Genomic DNA, 21275 nt, shown 5'->3' on the forward strand with positions numbered 1-21275 from the left:
AGGCGTTAACATACCCGATTGCGTTCAGCTAATTTTCAACTTTGCATTCATGGATGAATACATCACTCAGATCGGCCAATTCATCGAGGCCAACCAGGCGTGGGCCGGACCGATCACATTCCTCCTCACGATGGGCGAGTCCATGGTGCTCCTGGGACTGTTCATTCCCGCCACCGCGCTGCTGCTGCTCACGGGCGGCCTCATCGGCTCCGGCACGCTCGCGCCCTGGGGCGTGATCGCCTGGGGCATCGCGGGCGCCATCGTGGGCGACGCGCTGTCGTATTACCTGGGACGCTGGGCGGGCCCGAGCGTACTGCGGCGCTGGCCGCTCAAGCAGCAGCGCACCGGCGTGGCCCGGGCGCGGCTGTTCTTTTACCGCTACGGGTTTGCGTCCGTGCTGATCGGCCGGTTCCTGGGCCCCATCCGCTCCACGATTCCGACCGTGGCCGGCGTGATGGGCATGGCGCACAGCCGCTTCCAGATCGCCAACGTGCTGTCGGCCATGCTCTGGATGCCGCTGATGCTGGCGCCGGGCTACATCACCGCACGCAGCCTGGGCACAGCGGAAAACGCCCAGCAGATCGCCATGATGATCGGCGCGGGGCTGTCGGTTTTGCTAGGATGCGGGCTTCTCCTCGCCATGGTGCGCAAGCGCCGCCAACCGGTGCGCGTGCGGCGAGGCAATTGATCCGGAGAGCGTCATGGCCATCGATGCCGAGCCCAAGAACGGCGATTTCGCGCGCTATATCGAAGAGTTGACCAGCGCCGGCGGCACCTCGCCCGGCCGCATCGCAAGCCGTCGCGACGCCCGCAGGCAATCGTCCCCGGTGACCGTGCCAACGCCCGTGGCCGCGTCGCCCTCTTCCACCCCGGGTTCGCTGTCGGAAGCCCCGTGGGGCAATACGGCTTCGTCCGCCCCGCGGTCGCGCTCTGCGTCCCAAGCGCCTTTGGCGACGGCGCCGGGCCAACCCGACGAAGCCAACATCACCCTCGCCCGGCAGGCGGGACGGCGCAAGCTCGGCGTCGTGCTGACCGTGGCCGGCATCTTGGCGGGCTGGGCCGCCGCCAACATCGCCTTCCGTGCGCTGCACAGCCCCCAGTTCGAACTGGATGAGCTGATGCCCGCCCTATTCCTGGCGTTCTTTGCCTTCATGCTGTTCAAGGCAGCCCGCGGCGCCCGCAATCCCCGCAAGACGCCCCTGAACAAGTTGCCGCCGCTGACGCCGTCCTCGTATCGCAAGGACGGCGCCTGACGCGCGTGCACGTGGCCGACGGGCGTTGGTGCTAACATTTCCGGCCATTGAATCAGCCCCATCCCCGGAGTGAAAGTGAACAACGTAGTCGGATTGAACCAGGCCCAGGCGGCCACGATGCTGAAGCTGCAAGGCCACCTGAACAGCATGATCAATCCGGACTGGGTCAACGGCGGCGCCCGCTTCCTGCGCGCCGCCTTCGTCGAGTCGGCCGAAGCCCTGGAACACTACGGCTGGAAGTGGTGGAAGAAGCAAACCATCGACCTGCCCCAGGTCCAGATGGAACTGGTCGACATCCTGCACTTTTACCTGTCGCACACGATCGTTCAATCGGCGGGCGACGTCGAGGCCGCCGCGCGCGCGCTGGTCGCTGACCTGGCCTCGCCCGCCACCGTCACGCTGGACGGCAAGACCCATGACCTCGCCGCCCTGAACGTGCCGGAATTGCTTGAGCTGATCGGCGGCCTGGCAGTTTGCGGCCGTGCCAGCTTCAAGGTCCTGGAGCAGACCATGACCGCGTGCGACATGACGTGGAACGACGCCTACACGCAGTACGTGTCCAAGAACGTGCTGAACATCTTCCGCCAGCAGCACGGCTACAAGGAAGGCACGTACATCAAGATCTGGAACGGCGAGGAAGACAACGTCGTGCTCGCGCGCCTGCTGTCGCAGCAGGATCCGGCCAGCGCGGACTTTGCAGAGATCCTGCATCGCGAACTGGAAGCCGCATACGCGCGGCTGTAAGCCCCCGGATGCCCAAAAAAACGCCGCAATCGCGGCGTTTTTTATGGACGGCAACCCGCCAGCGCTAGCGCTGGCCGAAGCGCGTCTCGCCGAACAACGCCTTCAACTCGCGCGGTTGCGACCGCCAGTATTGCTTTGGCGCGCTGACCTGGCCGCCCAGCTGGGCGGCTGCGTGCCACGGCCAGCGCGGGTCGTAAAGCATGCCGCGCGCCAGCGCGACCATGTCGGCCTGGCCCTGCGCAATGATGTCCTCGGCTTGCTGGGCCTCGGTGATCAGGCCCACCGTGATGGTAGGCATGCCGATCCGGCGCTTGATTTCCTGGGCGAAGGGAACCTGATAGTTCGGCCCGACCGGGATCTTCTGCTGCGGCGACACCCCGCCGCTCGAGACGTCGATGAACTCACAGCCGCGCGCCTTCAGCGCTTCGGCGAAGGTCAACGTCTGTTCCAGGTCCCAGCCGCCCTCGACCCAGTCGGTCGCGGACACGCGCACACCCAGCGCCACCGATTGCGGCACGATCTCACGCAGGGCCTGGAAGACTTCCAGCGGAAAGCGCATGCGGTTCTCCAGCGATCCGCCGTAGGCGTCGTCGCGCTGATTCGACAGCGGCGACAGGAACTGGTGCAGCAGATAGCCATGCGCGGCATGCACTTCGATGGCGTCAAAGCCCAGGCGTAGCGCGCGCCGCGCGCTGTCGACGAACGCCTGGCGGATGCGCTCAAGGCCCGCCGCGTCCAGCGCATGCGGCGCGGGCTCGTGTGCGTTGTGCGGCAAGGCGGACGGCGCCCATCCCTGCCAGCCGCCGGCGCTTTCGGGCACCAACTGGCCGCCGTTCCAAGGCGCGTCGCTGGAAGCCTTGCGGCCGGCATGGCCCAGCTGGATGCCCAGCTTGATGGGCGAGTAACGGCGCACGGCGGCAACCACCTTGCCCAGTGCGGCTTCCGTCTCGTCGGACCACAGGCCCAGGTCTCCGGGAGAGATGCGGCCGTCGGCCTCGACGGCGGTGGCTTCGGTAAAAAGCAGCGCGGCGCCCGACAGCGCCAGGTGCCCCAGGTGAATCATGTGCCAGTCCGTGGCGCAGCCCGCTTCGGCGGAGTATTCGCACATGGGTGCGATGACGATGCGGTTGGCTAAGGCGACATTGCCGATTGACGTGGGGCTGAACAGATGGCTCATGCGGGCAGGCTCCGGGTGCGTTGGACGACACAGCATAGCGCCCGGCCGGGCAAACGCCGTCAATCCCAACGCCCCCGGCAGGGTTACCGCATCGCCTACTGCCCTTCGATCACCGAATCCAGGAACTGGCGCGTGCGCGCCTCCTTGGGTTGGCTGAACAGCACGGACGACTCGGCATCTTCGACGATGTTGCCCTGGTCGAAGAACAGCGTGCGGTCCGAGCTGCGTTCGGCGAACTTCATCTGGTGCGTGACGATGATCATCGTCATGCTGCGGCGGGCGGACAGGTCGCGCAGGATCTGCAGGATTCCGCCGACCAGCTCCGGGTCGAGCGCGGACGTGACTTCATCGAACAGCATCACCTGCGGACACATCGCCAGCGCGCGCGCGATGCCCACCCGCTGCTTCTGCCCGCCCGATAGCTGGGCGGGATAAACGTCGAGCTTGTCGCCCAAGCCCACCATTTCCAGATACTCGACGGCGCGATCGCGCGCCTGGTCGCGCGGCATGCCCAGCACGTGCAGCGGCGCCTCCATGGCGTTGCCCAGCGCCGTCATGTGCGGGAACAGGTTGAAGTGCTGGAAGACCATGCCGATCTTGCCGCGCACCTGGCGCAGGTGCGCCGAGTTGACGCCGGCAGGCCGACCCTGCGCGTCGGTCCACATCGGCTCGCCATCGATCTCGATGTCGCCGCTGGTGGGCGGGTCCAGCGTCATCAGCACGCGCAGCAACGTGGACTTGCCCGAACCCGACGGGCCGATGACAGCCACGGTCTGCCCCGCCGGTATCTCGAGATTGATGCCTCGCAGGACTTCCACGTCTCCAAAACGCTTGTGCAGATTCTTGATGCTCACGCTGGCGCTCATCGCTTTCCTCCATATCGTTGCAGGCGGGCCTCCAGGCCGCGCACGCCCCAGGCCGCGACCAGGCTCAGCGCCAGGAACAGCAGGCCCACCAGGGTCAGGGGTTCGGTGTACCGGAACGTCGCGGATCCGATCATCTTGCTTTGCTGCAGCAGCTCGACCACGGTGATGGCCGACAGCAGCGGCGTGTCCTTGAACATCGCCACCAGGTAGTTGCCCAGCGCGGGCACCACCGGCGGGATCGCCTGCGGCAGCACCACGCCCACCGCCGTGCGCCAGCGCGACATGTTCAGGGCCGTGGCCGCTTCCCACTGGCCGCGTGGCACGGCCTCGATGCCGGCACGGTAAACCTCGGCGCAATAGGTGGCGTAGTGCAGGCCCAGCGCCACGATGCCCGTCATGAGCGGCGACATCTGCGCGCCGGTCAGCGGCAAGACATAGAACAGGAAGTACATCTGCACCAGCAGCGGCGTGCTGCGCACGAACTCGATGAAAAACGCCGTGGGCATCGACACGATGCGCAGCCGCGACCGCCGCAGCATGGCGAGCACCAGCCCCAACGTCACCGCCACCAGCATGCCGAGCACGGTGGCCTGGATCGTGATGACGAGCGCCGACCCCAGCGTGGGCAGGATTTCCAGGGCGAAAGACCAGTCAAATATCGGTGTCATCGGACTCGGACCCTCCGCTCAAGCAGACGCACGCCCGCGGTGATCAAAAGGGCCACGGCAAAGTACATCAGCAGCATCAGCGTGAAGATCTCGGTCGTGCGCAGGGTTTCGCTGCGCAGCAGCTGGCCGCGGAACGTCAGGTCGGTGATGGTGATCAGCGACACCAGGGCCGTGTTCTTCAGAAGCTCGATCAGCAGGTTGCCCGCGGGCGGCAGCATGGCCGGCACGGCTTGCGGCAGCACGATGCGCTGCATGATCTGACGGCGCGTGAGGTTCAACGCCACGCCGGCTTCACGCTGCCCGGGCGGCACGGCCCGGATGGCGCCGCGCACCACTTCCGCCCCATAGGCGCCCGCATTCAGCGCCAGCACCACGATGCCGACCAGCATGGCCGGCAGCTGCACGCCAAAGAGCGGCAGCACGAAGTAGAACCAGAAGAGCTGCACCAGAGCCGACGTGCCGCGAAAGACCTCGACATAGATCGACGCCGCCCAACGCACGGGCCGCAGGGACGACAGGCGGCCCAGCCCCGACAGCAGCGCAAGCGGCACCGCCAGGACCACGGCGCCCGCCATGATCTGCAGCGTGACGACCAGCCCCTCGAGCAGGGGCGGCACAAGCTGCGCGATATGTTCAGACATCAACTGCATCGGCGCCCCTTACTGTCCGCTGCAGAGCTTGTCCGCGGTCACCCCTTGGGGCAGTTCGTCGGCCGTAAAGCCGAACGGCTCGACGAGCTTCTTGTGTTCGTCGGTGCCGATGAACTTGGCGAGCTCGGCGTTGAAGGCATCCGCGAAGGCCTTGTCGTCCGTGCGGAAGGCATAAGCGCCGTACCCGCGCACACCCTTGCCGTCGATGACCGGGTCCGTGAACGGCTCGGCCTTCTGCAGCCCGCTGCCCGCCTGCGTCTTGCCCATCAGATCGTTGATGGTGAGCGCGGTCGCGGCATAGGCATCCGCGCGGCCGGCCTGCACCCCGGACAGCGCGCTGACCGCATCCGGAAACACGACCACCTGCCCTGCCGGGATGTTGACCTTCTGCGCGTAATCGCCCTCGATGGCGCCCACCACCACGCCAAGCTTGGCGTCGGGGTTCTTGGCCACGTCTTCGTAACTGTGCAGGTTCTTGGGATTGCCGTCCTTGACGAGGAACGCCTCGCCCACGCCATAGGTGGGGTTGGAGAAAGCCACCTGCTGGCAGCGCTCGGGCGTGATGTACATGCCCGCCGCAATGATGTCGAAGCGCTTGGCCGCAAGCCCCGGGATGAGCGAACCGAATTCGGTCAGGACCCCTTCCACCTCGTTGATGCCCATGCGCTTGAGCACCACGCGGGCGATTTCCACCGACTCGCCGGTGACCTTGGCCTCTTTGCTGTCCATATAGGCAAATGGCGCCTCGTTGGCGTAGCCGATACGGATTTTTCCAGCCGACTTGGCCGCTTCCAGCGTGCTGGCGCTGCTGGCTGGCGCATCGCCTGCTGCCGCGGTCTTGTCGCCGCCCGAGTCCGAACACGCCGCAAGAACGCCCAGGCCAAGGGCCAACAGCAGTCGTCTGGATTGGATGAGGGTCATGAATCTTTCTCCCGAATTTATTTCTAGGTACATGGCTTCACTAAAAATAATACGCTAAGAAATGATTTCGACACGAATGATATAGACGTGAAAAAGCAGGCCTAAGCCTGCTTTTGACGTTCGATGCCCTATGACGCGTTAGAACACGTTACGAACGGTAGAGAGATATGGCACCGTTTATTGGGCGTAGGAAAAGCGCCCGTTCTTGACCGTTCCCATCACCCGGGCGCGCTCATCGAATCCCTGGTGGTTTTCCTTCGTGATGTTCAAGACGCCATTCGGAACGACCAGGTCACGGGTGTTTTCCAGCGCGTCGCGCAGCGCCAGGCGGAACTCGGGCGTGCCGGGCTTGGCGCCCGTCTTGAGGGCCCGGGACACCGCCGAATCCAGCAGCATCCAGGCGCCGTAGGCGTCCCCGGCGAACTGGGTCAGCGTATTGGGGCCGTATTGCTTTTCGTACTTGTCCGCAAAGGCCACCGCCACCTTTTTGACCGGGTTGGAATCGGGCAGCTCGCGCGCCACCACGCCCGGGCCGGTGGGGAACAGGGTCCCCTCCACGTCCTTGCCGCCGACCTGCAGGAATTCAAGCGTGCCGATGCCGTGCGTCTGGTAGACGGCGCCGGTGTAGCCGCGTTCGAGCAGCGTCTTCTGGGGCAGCGCGGCCGGCGTGCCGGAGCCGGCGATCAGCACTGCGTCCGGCTTGGCGGCAATGACCTTGAGCACCTGGCCGACCACCGACGCGTCGGTGCGCTGGAAGCGTTCTTGCGCGACGAGTTTCAGATCGGAACCGGCCGCGGCCGTGAACTCCTTCAGCCAGCTGTCGCCATAGGAATCGGCAAAGCCGATGAAGGCCACGTTCTTCAGGCCCTTCTTCTTCATGTCTTCGACCAGCACCGTGGCCATCAGCGAGTCGTTCTGCGGCATCTTGAAGGCCCAGGTGCGCTTGGGATCCGACTGCGGCTCGACGATGACGCTGGACGCGGCCAGCGCGATCATCGGCGTCTTGGTTTCGGCCAGCACGTCCAGGGCGGCCAGCGCGGAAGCCGTGATGTTGGGGCCGACGATGGCGTCCACCTTGTCCTCGGACGTCAGCTTGCGCATGTTCTTGACCGCCCGGCTGACGTCCGTGCCATCGTCCAGCACCACGTAACGCGCGGGTTCGCCCCCCAGCGTATTGGGCCACAGGCGGATCGCGTTGTTGGTCTGGATGCCGATGGCGGCGGCGGGGCCCGTGGTGGACACGTCCACGCCGATCACGATTTCGGCTTGGGCGGACAAGGCGGGAACGGCCAGCGCGACGGCGCAGGCGTAGCGGGCAAGGATGCAAGGCATGACTACGGCTCTTGGATAGGAGTGAAGGAGATGCCGCTATTTTGCCTGATGCGCCAGCGGCGCTTATTGACGTGGCCAACCCTTGTCGCGAGGTGAGTGTCCCGCCAGGCCATCGTTACATCGGCTTGCCGTTGCGTACCGCCGTTTTACGCAATGGGCGGGGTGGCGGGCCGTATCATCGACGGTGCCGCCTGAGGCAAGGCGCGCCGCCCCCGCGGCGGCGCCTCTCCCCACCCCGGACGCGCCGCACGCGGCTGCGTTCCCACACAGGAGTCACGTATGAAGAAAACCGCAACCGCCGCCTGGTCGGGCGATCTGAAGACTGGCAAAGGCACGATTTCCACGCAGAGCGGCGCGCTCAAGAGCCAACCCTACGGCTTTAACACCCGCTTCGGCGACACGCCGGGCACCAACCCCGAAGAACTGTTGGGCGCGGCGCACGCCGGGTGCTTCACCATGGCGCTGTCCAACATCCTGGGCGAAGCGGGCATGGTCGCGCAAAGCCTGGACACCAAGGCCGAAGTCACGCTGGACAAGGTCGATGACGGCTTTTCCATCACCGCCGTGCACCTGACCGTGGAGGCCGTCATTCCCGGCGCTTCCGCCCAGGCGTTCGAGGAAGCCGCCCGCAAGGCCGAAAAGGGCTGCCCGGTTTCCAGGGTGCTGAACGCCAAGATCTCGATGGACGCCAAGCTGAAGTCCTGACCGGCGCGAAGATAATCCGGCTCCGGACGGGGCCGGATCATTGGCTCGCCCTATCCCGGACGTGGCCAAAATCAATTTGACGCTGCAGGTGCGCTCCTGAAAAATGAGAACCATTCTCAGGAGCAGCACATGACCGGATTCATCTACGCAATATCAGGCGGCAATGCCGCCTTGGCGCAGGACGCGCGGGTATCCGCGAACCTGCGCCGCATGGTCGGGTCGGGCATCCTGGTCGCCGTCGGCTACATCGACCCGGGCAACTGGGCGACCGACATCGCCGGCGGCAGCGGCTTTGGTTACGGCCTGCTGATGGTCGTCATCACGTCGGCCTTTCTGGCGCTGGGTTTTCAGGTGCTGGTGTCGCGTCTGGCGCTTGCCACCGGTCAGGATCTGGCCACTCTCACCGCCCGCCACCTTTCCCCGCGTTTGGCCAAGGCAGCCTGGCTGGCCGGCGAGGCCGCCATTCTGGCGACCGCGTTGGCCGAACTGATCGGCGGCGCGATCGCGCTGCGGCTGCTGTTCGGACTGCCGCTCATCGCGGGCGTCGCCGTGACGGGGATCGGCACTTTTGTCGTGCTGGCCATGACGCGCGGCAGTGCCGACCGGCATGAACGCGTGATCGCCCTGCTGTTGTCCGTGGTCGCGCTGTCTTTCGTCTTCCTGCTGTTCAAGGCCAATCCCGCCTGGACGGAAGTGGCGCAGGGCGTTACCGAGACCAGCCGCGCGCTGCGCGATCCGCAGGGCTTTTTGATCGCGCTGGGGATTCTGGGCGCGACACTCATGCCGCACAACCTCTATCTGCATTCGGGTTCGCTTGCGCAGCGGGCGCGGGACCTGCCGCCGCAGGCGCTGGGCATGGCGATGCGCGTGGCGCGCAACGACACGATCGTGTCGCTGGGCGTGGCCATGCTCATCAACTCGGCCATCATGATCGTGGCGGCCGCCTCGCTGTCGGGATCCGGCATGACGGTGTCCAGTCTGGACGATGCGCATGCGGTGATCGGCCACACGCTGGGCATCGGGGCGGCAGTCGTGTTTGCCGTGGCGCTGTACGCCGCGGGCCAAAGCTCCACCATCACGGGCGTGTTGGCCGGACGCATCCTGTCCAAGGGATTCCAGGTCGGCAGCAACTGGTCCGACCGCCGCCGCGCATTGATGACGCGCTTGGTGGCGGGCGCTGCCGCCGTCGGCCTGCTGGCGTTCACGGGCGGCAACGATCCGGACGGGTTGCTGGTGCTGAGCCAGGTCATCCTGAGCCTTGCCCTGCCCTTCGCCCTGGGTCCGCTGGTGGTGCTGGCCTGCCGCAAGAGCCTGATGGGCCGCTACGTGCTGAAAGGCGCGTGGGCCTGGGCCGCCATCGGCGCCACCGTGGGCATCATCGTGCTGGACGCCTATCTGCTGCTGGATATCGTGGCCTGAGTGGGGCCGGCGGCAGACAAAAAAAACGCCAGCGATCAAAGCTGGCGTTTTTTCTGGGGGGGTGCTTCAGTGGTACGCGGACACGACCGGGTGTTGACGGCGGCCGGCGTCCATATTGTGCAGGACCTCGCCGACAGCGCCGCCCAGTGCAGCCATGCGCAGCTTCAGGCGCAACCAGCGCGAGCGTGCGGTGGGACCGGACAGGGTTTCCGCCTTGATGGCCTCGCGGATCAGGGACCGCTCCAGCGCATCCGACATACGGGCATTTTTCAACGCGGTATCGCTCATGATTCTCTCCTTGAGAAAGCGCGATGTGGAACAACGTGAATCCATCTTAGATCCGCGTATGCTGCGTTGCAATAAAAACCATAAACATTTTTTTCGGCGTTGCGCAATGGGTACAAACACCACCACATCGGTGCATGCCGCACACGGTTACGCACCGAGTTTGTGCGGCGCCCTAGGCCGTTCGGCCGGGCAGGTGCGCCTGAATCAGCTTGTCGGCCATCGAAGCCACCCGCCCGGCGGGCCCACCCGCCCCAAAAAGCTGGCTGGATACGAACGCGCCTTCGATCAATAGCAGCAGTCCATCGGCCAGGGCTTCGGGATCTTCCGCGCCCATCCCGGCGGCCATGGCGTTCAGCCGGCGGCGCAATTCGCGTTTGTGTTCAACGGCCACGGCGCGGGCCGGATGATGGGGTTCGGGGTATTCGACCGCGGCGTTCGTCAGCCCGCATCCCCGGTAGCCGTTCTGCACCGCACGTCCGGCCATGCCTGTCAGGTAGTCGAGCAATTGGGCGCGCGGATCTCCCGGATGGGCGGCGCACGCGGCGTCAAAGCGCGCCCAGAATTCGGCGTCGTAATCGCGCAGGTAGGCAGCCGCCAATTCGTCCTTCGAGGAAAAACTGCGGTACAGGCTGGGTTTCGTCACCCCGGCCTGGCTGACGATGGCGTCCACGCCCACGGCGCGGATGCCATCGCGGTAGAACATCTCGCGCGCGGTCTTACGGATACGGTCGGCCGCCAGCAGCGGCTTGGATGGGGTGGCGCCTGGTGCGGCGGACGCGGGGGAACTCTTGCTGGCCATACGAGGCTCCTTTTCTGCGAAACAGCGCGAGCGGCCATCTGCGAAAACAGGGTCGCCAAAATTCGCTTGACGATGTTACTGACCGGTACGTACTATCCGCAAACCTTAATACGTACCGGTCAGTAACATGAGTATAGCCCAGCCTCCATTTCCCTTCCGCCGCGCCGGTCAGAAGTACGCGTTCGTGGTGGTTGCCGTGATTTTCCTGTCGCTGCTGGTCGCGGCTGGCTTGCGATCTTCGCCGAGTGTGCTGCTGGTGCCGCTGGAAGAAACATTCGGATGGAGCCGAAGTTCGATCTCGTTTGCCGCCGCGCTGGGCATTTTTCTGTACGGACTGGTCGGCCCCTTTGCAGCGGCCGCGATGGAGCGCTTCGGGCTGCGGCGCGTGCTGATCACGGCGCTGATCCTGATGTCGGCCTCCAGCGCCGTCAGCGCCTACATGACAGAACCCTGGCATCTGATCATGACCTGGGGCGTGTTCTCGGGCATCAGTTCGGGCGCCGTGGCGATCGTGATGGGCGCGACCGTGGTCAACCGCTGGTTCGTCAAGCACCGCGGACTGATGATGGGCCTTCTGACCGCCAGCGCCGCCACTGGCACGCTCGTGTTCCTGCCGGTGCTGGCCGCGCTGGCCTCGTCGGGCGACTGGACGCGCGTGGTCTGGACGGTAGCCGGCGCCGCGGCCGCGCTAGTGCCGCTGGCCTGGTGGCTGGTGCCCGACCGCCCGTCAAGCGTGGGTCTCGTGCCCTTTGGCAGCGATCCGCACGCGATGCCCGCCCCCGCCGCGCCGCGCACCGGCATGGTGGCCGCCACCTTCGGCACGCTGGCGCGCGCGGCACGCACGCGCACGTTCTGGTACTTGTTCGCCACCTTTTTCGTGTGCGGGTTCACGACCAATGGCCTGGTGGGCACGCACCTGATCGCACTTTGCGGCGACCACGGCATGCCGGAAGTGCAGGCGGCCGGCTTGCTGGCCATGATGGGCATCTTCGATCTGCTTGGGACTACGGCCTCCGGATGGCTGACCGACCGCTACGACCCGCGCAAGCTGCTCTTCGTGTACTACGCGCTGCGCGGCCTGTCGCTGATGTACCTGCCCTATTCCGATTTCTCGTTCTACAGCCTGTCGATCTTCGCGATCTTTTTTGGTCTGGACTGGATCGCCACGGTCCCGCCCACGCTGCGCTTGACGACGGAAGCCTTCGGCGAACGCGACGCCTCGATCGTCTTCGGATGGATCGTGGCGGGCCACCAAATGGGCGCGGCAAGCGCCGCCTGGATGGCGGGCGCCCTGCGCGAAGCCCAGGGCAGCTACCTGATGGCTTTCGTGATCTCGGGCGCGACCGGCATCATCGCCGCCGTGCTGGCGCTCATGATCGGCAGAAAGCGCGTGGTGGCGCAACCTGCCTGAACTCGCGCGCCCGCTTGCAGGCGGGCGCCTGCTTGCGGACGGGCCGCCCTGCCCTCAGGCCGCGCCGCCGGTGCGCCCGCGCAGGTTGTAGGCCTTCTTGCCGCCCACGTGTTTGCGGATGAGGGCTTCGGCGCGTTCGCCCTCGCGCGCCATCAACGCCTGCACGAAGGCCTCGTGGTCGGCCACCGCCGTCGTCCATTCGTCCAGGTCGAAATTGGACTTGTACCGCAGCGCCTGCACCTGCAGGTTCAGCCGGTCGTAGGAGTGTGACAACGCCGGGTTGTGCGCGGCGCGATTGATCGCGATGTGCGTGCCCATGCTGGCCGCGAAGTACGCGCGGATATCCCGTTTTTCATAGTTTTCAAGCATCTGCGCATGCAGCTGCGCGATCTGCGCCAGCTCCGCGTCGGACGCGCGCTCGGCGGCGCTGCGCACCGCCAGCCCTTCCAGCACCGACAGCACGTCGAAGATGTTCTCGATGTCCTCGGCGGACAGCTCGATCACCATCGCGCCGCGCTTGGGCTGCAGCGTCACCAGGCCATCCGAGGCCAGCATCCGGTACGCCTCGCGCAGCGGCGTGCGGGAAATCTTCAGTTGATCGCACAGATCCCGTTCGTTCAGCCACGTGCCGGGCTTGAGCGTCCCATCGATGATGAGCTGGCGCAGCCGTTCCGCCACGACGGCCGGCAGCGTGGGATGGTGAATGGCCAAATCGGGGACGGACACATCGGCAATCAAGGGTTCAGGGTTAGCCATGGGTTGTTCATGCTCGCAACATCGACTATTTTTGTATCTGGTATACCAAACACCAACGGCATACCAACCTGACCCAATCATAGAGCAAGCAGCCCCTGGGCAGGACTCATCCACCAAAGGAGACCCTATGAACAAGCATGCTCGCGCCTGGACCGGCGTATTGCTGCTGGCCGCCGGCCTCGCGGCGGCCAGCCCCGCCGTGGCGCAGGATCCGGTCAAGTGGCCGGAACGTCCCATCCGGCTGGTCGTCGGCTTCGTGCCCGGCGGCGGCACCGACGTGTCGGCCCGCATCCTTTCGGCACGCCTGTCCACCCTGTTGGGCCAGCAGGTCGTGGTCGAGAACAAGCCGGGGGCTTCCGGCCTGATTGCGGCCGACTATGTGGTCAAGGCGGATCCGGACGGCTACACGCTGCTGCTGGCCAATATGCAGTCCACCGTGGCTGCGCCTTACGTCGTGCAGTCCAACATCGATCCCAACAAGGATTTCACGGCGGTGCGGTACATCGGGTCGGTGCCGAACGTGCTGGTCGTCAATCCCGCCAAGCACGCGTACGCCACGGTGCAGAACCTGGTGGACGACGCCCGCGCCAAGCCCAAGCAACTCTTGTACGCGTCGTCCGGCATGGGCAGCCCGCAACATCTGAGCGCCGCGCGCTTCTCGCAGATTGCCGGGGTGCAGATGGAGCACGTGCCGTACAAGGGCAGCGGCCAGGCCATGACCGACCTGCTGGGCGGCAGCGTGGACCTGAACTTCGACACGCTGCCGGGCGCGATTAACCAGATCCAGGCCGGCAAGCTGCGGCCGCTGGCCGTGACCAGTCCGCAGCGCAGCAAGCGGCTGCCCGATGTGCCGACGCTGGCGGAATCCGGCATCAAGGGCCTGGACGTCGTGCAGTGGTACGCGGTCCTTGCTCCGGCCAAGCTGCCCCACCCGATCATGGAAAAGCTCGACCGGGCGCTTGCCCAGACGCTGGCCGACCCCGAGGTCGCCGCCAAGCTCGCCGACCAGGGCATGGACCTGGGCGGCGGTCCGCAATCCCCCGCCGCCTTCGCCTCGTACGTGCGGGACGAATGGAACAAGTACGGCAAGCTCACCGCAAGCCTGGGCCTGACGAAGCAGTAAGCCCCGCAGCAAGCCCCAACAACGGGCACGACTCACCTGGCGGGGGACGTTCCCCCCGCGCATGCAAAAGGAAACCCATGACCGCTACTTCCACCCCGGGCTCCTCGCCCATCCTGCTGCACCGCGACGGCGACATCGCAACCGTGGTGCTGAACCGGCCGGAAAAGCTCAACGCCTTCACCATCGACGGCTGGCGCTTGCTGGGCGACACCTTTCTCGAACTGGACCGTGACGACGGCGTGCGCTGCGTGCTGCTGCGCGGCGCGGGCGAGAAGGCATTTTCGCCGGGCAACGATATCGGAGAGTTCGAGACCGCCCGCAGCAACAAGCGGCAGGCCGTGGAGTACGGCGCCGTCATGCGCCGCACGATCGAGGCGATCGGCGGGTGCCGCCACCCCGTGGTGGCGCAGATCCATGGCATCTGCGTGGGCGGCGGGCTGGAGATCGCCAGCCTGGCCGACGTGCGCATCTGCGGCGAAAGCTCGCGGTTCGGCGTGCCCATCAAGAACCTGGGGCTGGTGATGTCTTATTCGGAACTGGCCCCGCTGGTTCGGCTTGTCGGCCCCACCGTGGCGCTGCAGGTGCTGCTCGAAGGCAACATCTTCGACGCCGCCGAGGCCTTGCGACTGGGCGTGGTCTCGCGCGTGGTGGCCGATGACCAGGTGGCGGCCGACGCCCAGGCAACGGCCCGCCGGATCGCGGACGGCGCGCCGCTGGTGGCCCGCTGGCACAAGAAGTTCGTGCGCAACCTGGCGCAGGGCAAGGCGCTGACCGATGCCGACCGCGACGAAGCTTTCGACTGCTTCGACACCGAGGATTTCCGCGCCGGCTACCGCGCCTTCCTGGCCAAGGCCAAACCGCAATTCAGCGGCCGCTGAACGAACGATCGAGGAACACGCATGCACAACGACAACCGCGGCTCCGGCCGCCCGCCCTTCCCCGCTTCCGATGCCCCCGCCGCCGGCGCGCTGGCCGGCATGCGCGTCATCGAACTGTCGCAGATCATGGCCGGCCCCACCTGCGGCATGATGCTCGCGGACCTGGGCGCCGATGTCATCAAGGTCGAGAAGATCGACGGCGGCGACGATTCGCGCCAATACCGCGATCCGCAGATCAACGGCATCTCCGCGCCTTTCCTGATGCTCAACCGCAACAAGCGCGCCATTGCGCTGGACCTGAAGCATCCCGACGGCAAGAAGGTGCTCTTGCGCATGATCCGCGACGCCGACGTGGTGACCGAGAACTTCCGCAAGGGCACGATGGAGAAACTGGGCCTGGGCTACGACACGCTGCGCAAGGAGAACCCGGGTCTCATCTATTGCGCGGTCTCGGGCTATGGCACGACGGGCCCCTACGCCGACAAGGGCGGATTCGATCTTGTGGCGCAAGGCTTCTCGGGGTTGATGGCCATCACCGGTGAACCCGGCGGGCCGCCGCTGCGCACCGGCAACTCGGTGGCCGACATCAATGCCGGCCTACTCGCGGCATTCGGCGTGCTGGCGGCCTACCAGCACAAGCAACGCACCGGCGAAGGCCAGATCGTGGAAACCTCGCTGCTGGAGGCCAGCCTGCAGCAGCTCTACTGGCATGCCGCCATCTACTTCGGCAGCGGCGTCTCGCCAGGTCCCACGGGGTCGGCGCACGTGCTGAGCGCGCCCTATCAGGCGTTTCCCACGCGCACCGACTGGATCATCATCGGCGGCGCCAACGAAAAGAACTGGCAGCGCATCGCGCAGGCGCTGGGCAAGCCCGAATGGGCCGACGATCCGCGCTTTGCGCGCAATCGCGACCGCATGCAGAACCGCGACGCGCTGGTGGAGGAGATTTCCGCCATCCTGAAAACCCGGGACGCGCAGGAATGGCTGGACATCTTCGATGCGGCCGGCGTGCCCGCCGGTCCGGTGCACTCGATCGCGCAGGCCTTGTCGCACCCGCAGACGCTGGCCCGTGAAATGGTGGTTGAACAGGAGCACCCCGTGGCGGGTAAGGTCCGCACGGTGGGCATGCCCGTGAAACTGTCCGCCACGCCTGCCCGGTACCATCGCGCCGCGCCGCGGCTGGGCGAGGATTCCATCGCGATCCTGGGCGAGTTCGGCTATGACAGGCAGGAGATCGACGCGCTGATCGACGCCGGTGTGGTCGCGGCCGTGGACCGCGAGCCGGTGCAGGCTTGATGCCAGAAGAACGCAAGGCGGGAGACCGCCTTGCGTGGGGTCTTGCTTACTCCACTTCGCCCAGGTACGCCGCGCGCACCTTGGGATCATGCAGCATGTCGCGCGCGGGTCCCGACAGGGTGATCTCGCCCGACTCCATCACGTAGCCGCGATGGCTGTTCTCCAGGGCCAGGCGCGCATTCTGCTCGATGAGCAGAATCGTCACGCCTTCGCTGGCGATGGTGCGCACGACTTCAAATACCTTTTCCACCATCAGCGGCGCAAGCCCCATCGACGGCTCGTCCAGCAGCAGCAGCTTGGGGCGCGCGATCATCGCGCGACCCATCGCCACCATCTGCTGCTCGCCGCCCGACAACGTGCCGGCGGCCTGCTTGCGGCGTTCGGCCAGGCGCGGGAACAGCGTGAATACGCGGTCCGTGTCCTGGCGGATCTGGGCGGCGTCGCGGCGGATGTAGCCGCCCATCGCCAGGTTTTCCTCGATGGTGAGCTGCCCGAAGATGCCGCGGCCCTCGGGCACCATGACCAGGCCCTTGCGGACCAGTTCGTGCGACTTCTGGCCGCCGATGGATTGGCCGGCATAGACGACCTCGCCGCCGGCCAGCGGCACCAGGCCGCAGATGGCGCGCAGCGTCGTGCTCTTGCCCGCGCCGTTGGCGCCGATCAGGCAGACCAGTTCACCGTCGTCCACGCGCAGATCGATGCCGCGCACCGCGCGAATGCCGCCGTAGGACACTTGCAGGCCCCGCAGCTCGAGCAGGGGTTGGGATGCCGTCATGTTGCCTGGCCCTCGTTGTGGATGAGCGGATCCTGCGCAGCCCCGGCGCCCAGATACGCTTCAATGACCTTGGGGTCGCGCTGCACCTGGGCAGGCTTGCCCATCGCCAGCACTTTCCCGTATTCCAGCACCAGCACGCGATCGCACAGGCCCATGACGAGCTTCATGTCGTGTTCGATCAGCAGCACGGTGACCCCGTCCGCGCGGATCTTTTCGACGAGCTTGCGCAGCACGACCGTTTCCGAGGCGTTCATGCCCGCGGCGGGTTCGTCCAGCGCCAGCAGCTTCGGATCCGTCGCGAGCGCGCGGGCGATCTCCAGGCGCCGCTGGTCGCCGTAAGGCAGAGACCGCGCGACGTCGTTGGCGCGATGGCCGATGCCCACGTAGTCCAGTAGTTCCTGGGCACGGGCCTCGATGGCGGCTTCTTCGGCACGGGTCGCGCGGGTGCGCAGCACCGCGCCCAGCACGCCAGCCCGGGTGCGCATGTGACGGCCGATCATCACGTTCTCGATCGCGCTCAGGTTCGCGAAGAGGCGGATGTTCTGGAAGGTGCGCGCCAGGCCCGCATACGCGACCTCGTGCGGCTTCTTGCCCGACATGGATTCGCCGTTGAACGTGCAGGTGCCTTCCTCGGGGATGTAGAGGCCGGTCAGCACGTTGAACAGCGTCGTCTTGCCCGCGCCGTTCGGGCCGATCAGGCCGTAGATCTCGCCTTGTTCGATGTCGAAACTGACGCCCGACAGGGCCTGCAGCCCGCCGAAGCGCTTGCCCAGTCCCTGGGCTTGCAGCAGTTTGCTCATGCCGCGCCTCCTTGCGTCTTGGTGGCAAGTTCGCGCTTGCGCACTGCCGACGGCCACAGGCCGGCCGGACGGAACAGCATCACGCACACCATCGCCAAGCCGAACAGCAGCATGCGGATGCCTTCCGGATCCAGCACCACGGCCCCGAACAGCATGTGCTGGACGGGTTCCACGACGGCGCGCAGGAATTCCGGCAACGCGGCCAGGATCAGCGCACCCAGGATGACGCCCGGAATGTGGCCCATGCCGCCGAGCACCACCATGCACAGGATCGAAATGGACTCCATGAGCGAGAAGCTCTCGGGGCTGACGAAGCCCTGCATCGATGCGAAGAGCGCACCCGCGACGCCGCCGAACGATGCGCCCATCGCAAAGGCCAGCAGCTTGATGTTGCGGGTGTTGATGCCCATCGCCTTGGCGGCGATTTCGTCTTCGCGGATGGCTTCCCACGCGCGGCCGATGCGCGAGTTCTGCAGGCGCACGCACACCACGACGATGATCAGCGTCAGCGCGAGCAGCAGGTAGTAGTACTTTTCCGGCCCGGTGAACCGGATGCCCATCAGGTTCTGCGTTCGGCCAAACACGAACTCGCCCACCTTGAAGGTGTCGATGCGGTTGATGCCTTGCGGCCCGTTGGTGATGTTGATCGGCGCGTTCAGGTTGTTCAGGAAGATGCGGATGATCTCGCCAAAGCCCAGCGTCACGATGGCCAGGTAGTCCCCTCGCAACTTCAATGTCGGCGCGCCCAGCAGCACCCCGAACAGGCACGCGACCGCCAGCGCGATCGGCAGGATCGCCCAGAACGGCAGGTGCAGCCCGAAATGCGGCGAGGCAAGCAGCGCCCACGTGTAGGCCCCCACCGCGTAGAACGCGATATAGCCCAGGTCCAAGAGACCCGCGAAGCCCACCACGATGTTCAGGCCCAGCGACAGCATCACGTACAGCAGCGCGAAGTTCAGGATGCGGACCCAGCTCTGGCCGGCCATACCGATGACGAACGGCAGCACGGCCAGGACGACGCCGATCAGGGCGATGCCGATCAGGTTGCGGGTGGAGAACCCGCTTTTCTTCAGATGGGCGTTCATGCGCGATCCCCCACCCGTTCACCCAGGAGACCCGAGGGACGGAAGATCAGCACCAGCACCAGCACGAAGAACGCAAACACGTCCTGATAATGGCTGCCCAAAAAGCCGCCGGTCAGGTCGCCGATGTAGCCGGCGCCCAGCGACTCGATGATGCCCAGCAGCAAGCCGCCTGCCATGGCGCCGACCAGGTTGCCGATCCCGCCCAGCACGGCGGCGGTGAACGCCTTCAGGCCCAGCATGAAGCCCATCGTGTATTGCGACACGCCGTAATACGTGGCGACCATCATGCCGGCCACGGCAGCAAGCGCCGACCCGATCAGGAAGGCTGCCGAAATCACCGTATTGATGTTCACGCCCATCAGGCCCGCGACCTCGCGGTTCTGCGCCGTGGCACGCATCGCGGTGCCCAGCCGGGTCTTGTGCACGACGGCAAGCAAGCCGCCCATGATGAGCGCCGCGATCACCACGATGGCGATCTGCAGCGTGCTCATGCGCGCGCCGGCGAACTCGAACACCTGCGGCGACAGCACTTGCGGGAAGTTCAGGTAGTTGCGGCCCCAGCCCATCATCGCCACGTTCTGCAGGATGATGGACACGCCGATGGCCGTGATGAGAGCCGCGAGGCGCGGCGCGCGGCGCAGCGGCCGGTAGGCCACGCGTTCGGCCGTCCAGCCCACCGCCATGCACAGCGGCACCGAGACCAGCAGGCCCACGCCGAGGACCACGAAGGCCGAGACGCCGGGATCGCCGCCCACAAGCGAAATGGCGATCGTGGTGGCCGCCATCGCGCCGATCATGACGACGTCGCCATGCGCGAAGTTGATCAGCCCGATGATGCCGTACACCATGGTGTAGCCAAGGGCGACCAGGGCGTACACACTGCCGAGCGTGACGCCGTTAATCAGTTGTTGAATGAAGATATCCATAGGGGCCGCTGAATAAGCCTGGAAGAATCGCGCGGGGCGGCCAGGGCGCAAAGAGGCCTGGCCGCGCGTCGCGCGCCGCAGCGCCGGACGGCGCGTGCGGAAAAAAAAGCGGGCGGATCACGGCGCGTGGCCAGCGCCGCCCTGGTTTCAAGCCGGCTTAGTTGGCCTGGCTGACCATCGTTTCAACCATCTCCCACTTGCCGTTCTTGACTTCGTAGATGGTGACCGAGATTTCCTTCAGATCGCCCTTGTCGTCGTAGGAAATGTGCTCGCTCGTCGCGCCCTTGCGGTTCAGCTTGGCCAGCTTGGGCAGATACTTTTCGGGTTCGGCGGAACCGGCCTGTTCGATGGCCGAGATCATGTTCCAGGCGCCGTCGTAGGCGTACGGCGCGTACACGCCGGGGGCCTTCTTGAAGCGGGCCTGGTAACGCTGCTCGAAGTCCTTGCCCGCGGCCATCTTGTCCAGCGGCACGCCAGCCAGCGAGGCGTAGGTGCCGTCGGCGGCGTCGCCCGCCAGCTTGATGAACGTGTCGCTGCGCGTCATTTCGCCGGACACCAGCGGCGCCTTCAGACCCAGCGTGGCGAGCTGGCGCTTCATGGGGCCGGACTGCGCGTCCAGGCCGCCGTAGAAGATGGCGTCAGGCGCGGAGCCCTTGATGTTGGTCAGGATGGCCGTGAAGTCGTTGGCCTTGTCGGTGGTGTACTCGCGGCGCACAACCTGGCCGCCGGCGGCCTTGACGGCCTTCTCGACCTCGTCGGCCAGACCCTGGCCGTAGGCGGTGCGGTCGTCGATGATCGCGACCTTCTTGGCCTTCAGGTTTTGCACGATGAACTTGCCGACCGCGGCGCCCTGCTGGGTGTCGCTGGTCATCATGCGGAACGTGGTTTCGTAGCCCTGCTTGGTGTATTCGGGCGAGGTCGCCATGGCGATCTGCGGCAGGCCGGCCTCATGGTAGACGCGCGATGCCGGGATGGTGGTGCCCGAGTTGAAATGCCCCAGGATGCCCACGACGTCCTGGTCGACGAGCTGCTGGGCCACCTGCACGCCCACGCGCGGGTCAGCCTGGTCATCGCGCGAAACCAGCACGAACTTGGCCGTCTCGCCGTCGACCTTGATGCCCTTCTTGTTGGCTTCTTCGAGCGCCAGGTTCAGACCGTTCTGCATGTCCTCGCCGTAGTGCGATTGCGGACCGGTCAGCGGAGCGGCAAAGCCGAACTTGATGTCGGCGGCCTGCGCGGCGGCGGTCATGCCAGCGGCGGCGATGCTGGCGGCGAGGAGCTTCAAAGTGGTGCGCAACTTCATGGGGAATCCTCCGAGGTATCGGACTATGGCCTTGTTATACCTGAGCTTTTAGCCAGGCTTTTGGTTTTTTACTACCGCGGGCCCAGTGATCTCCGGGTCC

At 65.9% G+C, this 21275-nt stretch carries 23 protein-coding genes; 9 read left to right on the forward strand and 14 right to left on the reverse strand.

Annotation, left to right across the window (positions count from 1 at the left end; translation table 11 throughout):
- Positions 1-49 precede the first annotated feature (49 nt).
- The 3 genes from HV786_RS06460 to HV786_RS06470 all read left to right on the forward strand — a co-directional run bounded on the left by HV786_RS06460 (position 50) and on the right by HV786_RS06470 (position 1997).
- Positions 50-688 (forward strand): DedA family protein, encoded by a 639-nt coding sequence (locus HV786_RS06460; protein ID WP_128828525.1) that lies wholly within the window; start codon positions 50-52, stop codon positions 686-688.
- Between the two features lie 13 nt (positions 689-701).
- The gene (locus HV786_RS06465; protein ID WP_128828526.1) at positions 702-1253 is read left to right on the forward strand and encodes a hypothetical protein; all 552 of its coding nucleotides are present in this window, start codon (positions 702-704) and stop codon (positions 1251-1253) included.
- Positions 1254-1346: 93 nt separating this feature from the next.
- Complete coding sequence (locus HV786_RS06470) at positions 1347-1997, forward strand: dUTPase (RefSeq protein ID WP_128828821.1); 651 nt, start codon at positions 1347-1349, stop codon at positions 1995-1997.
- Between the two features lie 64 nt (positions 1998-2061).
- Here HV786_RS06470 and HV786_RS06475 read toward each other — a convergent pair whose 3' ends face one another.
- From HV786_RS06475 to HV786_RS06500, 6 genes are all read right to left on the reverse strand, one after another.
- Positions 2062-3174: an NADH:flavin oxidoreductase/NADH oxidase gene (locus tag HV786_RS06475; protein WP_128828527.1), complete on the reverse strand. Its 1113-nt coding sequence runs from the start codon at positions 3172-3174 to the stop codon at positions 2062-2064.
- A gap of 95 nt (positions 3175-3269) precedes the next feature.
- Entirely contained in the window at positions 3270-4040 is a 771-nt protein-coding gene (gene ehuA / locus HV786_RS06480; protein WP_056324344.1) for an ectoine/hydroxyectoine ABC transporter ATP-binding protein EhuA, read from the reverse strand.
- Complete coding sequence (gene ehuD / locus HV786_RS06485) at positions 4037-4708, reverse strand: ectoine/hydroxyectoine ABC transporter permease subunit EhuD (protein WP_056324341.1); 672 nt, start codon at positions 4706-4708, stop codon at positions 4037-4039. The genes ehuA and ehuD overlap by 4 nt, the downstream gene beginning before the upstream one ends.
- Positions 4705-5358, reverse strand: coding sequence for an ectoine/hydroxyectoine ABC transporter permease subunit EhuC (gene ehuC, locus HV786_RS06490; RefSeq protein ID WP_062840689.1), 654 nt, complete (start codon positions 5356-5358; stop codon positions 4705-4707). The genes ehuD and ehuC overlap by 4 nt, the downstream gene beginning before the upstream one ends.
- Positions 5359-5367: 9 nt before the next feature.
- Complete coding sequence (gene ehuB / locus HV786_RS06495; RefSeq protein ID WP_128828528.1) at positions 5368-6279, reverse strand: ectoine/hydroxyectoine ABC transporter substrate-binding protein EhuB; 912 nt, start codon at positions 6277-6279, stop codon at positions 5368-5370.
- Positions 6280-6456: 177 nt separating this feature from the next.
- Positions 6457-7611, reverse strand: coding sequence for an ABC transporter substrate-binding protein (locus tag HV786_RS06500; RefSeq protein ID WP_128828529.1), 1155 nt, complete (start codon positions 7609-7611; stop codon positions 6457-6459).
- Between the two features lie 279 nt (positions 7612-7890).
- On the opposite strand from HV786_RS06500, the gene HV786_RS06505 reads away from it, so the two are divergent.
- The gene (locus HV786_RS06505) at positions 7891-8316 is read left to right on the forward strand and encodes an OsmC family protein (protein ID WP_128828530.1); all 426 of its coding nucleotides are present in this window, start codon (positions 7891-7893) and stop codon (positions 8314-8316) included.
- Between the two features lie 129 nt (positions 8317-8445).
- Positions 8446-9735 carry an Nramp family divalent metal transporter gene (locus tag HV786_RS06510; RefSeq protein ID WP_128828531.1) on the forward strand — a complete coding sequence of 430 codons (1290 nt, stop codon included), beginning with the start codon at positions 8446-8448 and terminating at the stop codon, positions 9733-9735.
- A 66-nt stretch (positions 9736-9801) separates the two neighbouring features.
- Here HV786_RS06510 and HV786_RS06515 read toward each other — a convergent pair whose 3' ends face one another.
- Together HV786_RS06515 and HV786_RS06520 are read right to left on the reverse strand one after the other, a co-directional pair.
- Entirely contained in the window at positions 9802-10023 is a 222-nt protein-coding gene (locus HV786_RS06515) for a hypothetical protein (RefSeq protein WP_056324328.1), read from the reverse strand.
- A 172-nt stretch (positions 10024-10195) separates the two neighbouring features.
- Complete coding sequence (locus tag HV786_RS06520) at positions 10196-10822, reverse strand: TetR/AcrR family transcriptional regulator (RefSeq protein ID WP_128828532.1); 627 nt, start codon at positions 10820-10822, stop codon at positions 10196-10198.
- Positions 10823-10949: 127 nt separating this feature from the next.
- Between HV786_RS06520 and HV786_RS06525 the strand changes: the two genes are divergently transcribed.
- Positions 10950-12233, forward strand: a complete 1284-nt coding sequence (locus HV786_RS06525) for an MFS transporter (RefSeq protein WP_175210334.1) — start codon at positions 10950-10952, stop codon at positions 12231-12233.
- A gap of 54 nt (positions 12234-12287) precedes the next feature.
- Here HV786_RS06525 and HV786_RS06530 read toward each other — a convergent pair whose 3' ends face one another.
- A complete protein-coding gene (locus HV786_RS06530) occupies positions 12288-12989 on the reverse strand; it encodes a GntR family transcriptional regulator (RefSeq protein WP_128828533.1) in 702 nt (233 codons plus the stop codon).
- A gap of 127 nt (positions 12990-13116) precedes the next feature.
- Here HV786_RS06530 and HV786_RS06535 point away from each other — a divergent pair, with 127 nt between their 5' ends.
- The 3 genes from HV786_RS06535 to HV786_RS06545 all read left to right on the forward strand — a co-directional run bounded on the left by HV786_RS06535 (position 13117) and on the right by HV786_RS06545 (position 16286).
- Positions 13117-14112: a Bug family tripartite tricarboxylate transporter substrate binding protein gene (locus HV786_RS06535; RefSeq protein ID WP_128828534.1), complete on the forward strand. Its 996-nt coding sequence runs from the start codon at positions 13117-13119 to the stop codon at positions 14110-14112.
- A 77-nt stretch (positions 14113-14189) separates the two neighbouring features.
- Positions 14190-14990 (forward strand): enoyl-CoA hydratase/isomerase family protein, encoded by an 801-nt coding sequence (locus HV786_RS06540; protein ID WP_128828535.1) that lies wholly within the window; start codon positions 14190-14192, stop codon positions 14988-14990.
- A 21-nt stretch (positions 14991-15011) separates the two neighbouring features.
- A complete protein-coding gene (locus HV786_RS06545; RefSeq protein WP_128828536.1) occupies positions 15012-16286 on the forward strand; it encodes a CaiB/BaiF CoA transferase family protein in 1275 nt (424 codons plus the stop codon).
- Positions 16287-16332: 46 nt separating this feature from the next.
- Here HV786_RS06545 and HV786_RS06550 read toward each other — a convergent pair whose 3' ends face one another.
- The 5 genes from HV786_RS06550 to HV786_RS06570 form a co-directional block, all read right to left on the reverse strand.
- Positions 16333-17061, reverse strand: coding sequence for an ABC transporter ATP-binding protein (locus HV786_RS06550; RefSeq protein ID WP_063954883.1), 729 nt, complete (start codon positions 17059-17061; stop codon positions 16333-16335).
- Positions 17058-17861 (reverse strand): ABC transporter ATP-binding protein, encoded by an 804-nt coding sequence (locus HV786_RS06555; RefSeq protein ID WP_056324304.1) that lies wholly within the window; start codon positions 17859-17861, stop codon positions 17058-17060. The genes HV786_RS06550 and HV786_RS06555 overlap by 4 nt, the downstream gene beginning before the upstream one ends.
- The gene (locus HV786_RS06560; protein WP_056324301.1) at positions 17858-18946 is read right to left on the reverse strand and encodes an ABC transporter permease subunit; all 1089 of its coding nucleotides are present in this window, start codon (positions 18944-18946) and stop codon (positions 17858-17860) included. Before HV786_RS06560 ends, HV786_RS06555 begins: the two co-directional genes overlap by 4 nt.
- Positions 18943-19872 (reverse strand): branched-chain amino acid ABC transporter permease, encoded by a 930-nt coding sequence (locus HV786_RS06565; RefSeq protein ID WP_056324299.1) that lies wholly within the window; start codon positions 19870-19872, stop codon positions 18943-18945. Before HV786_RS06565 ends, HV786_RS06560 begins: the two co-directional genes overlap by 4 nt.
- A 157-nt stretch (positions 19873-20029) precedes the next feature.
- Positions 20030-21175, reverse strand: a complete 1146-nt coding sequence (locus HV786_RS06570; RefSeq protein ID WP_128828537.1) for a branched-chain amino acid ABC transporter substrate-binding protein — start codon at positions 21173-21175, stop codon at positions 20030-20032.
- Positions 21176-21275: the final 100 nt, after the last annotated feature.

The sequence above is a fragment of the Achromobacter mucicolens genome, assembly GCF_902859725.1.
Taxonomy (GTDB): domain Bacteria; phylum Pseudomonadota; class Gammaproteobacteria; order Burkholderiales; family Burkholderiaceae_B; genus Achromobacter; species Achromobacter mucicolens.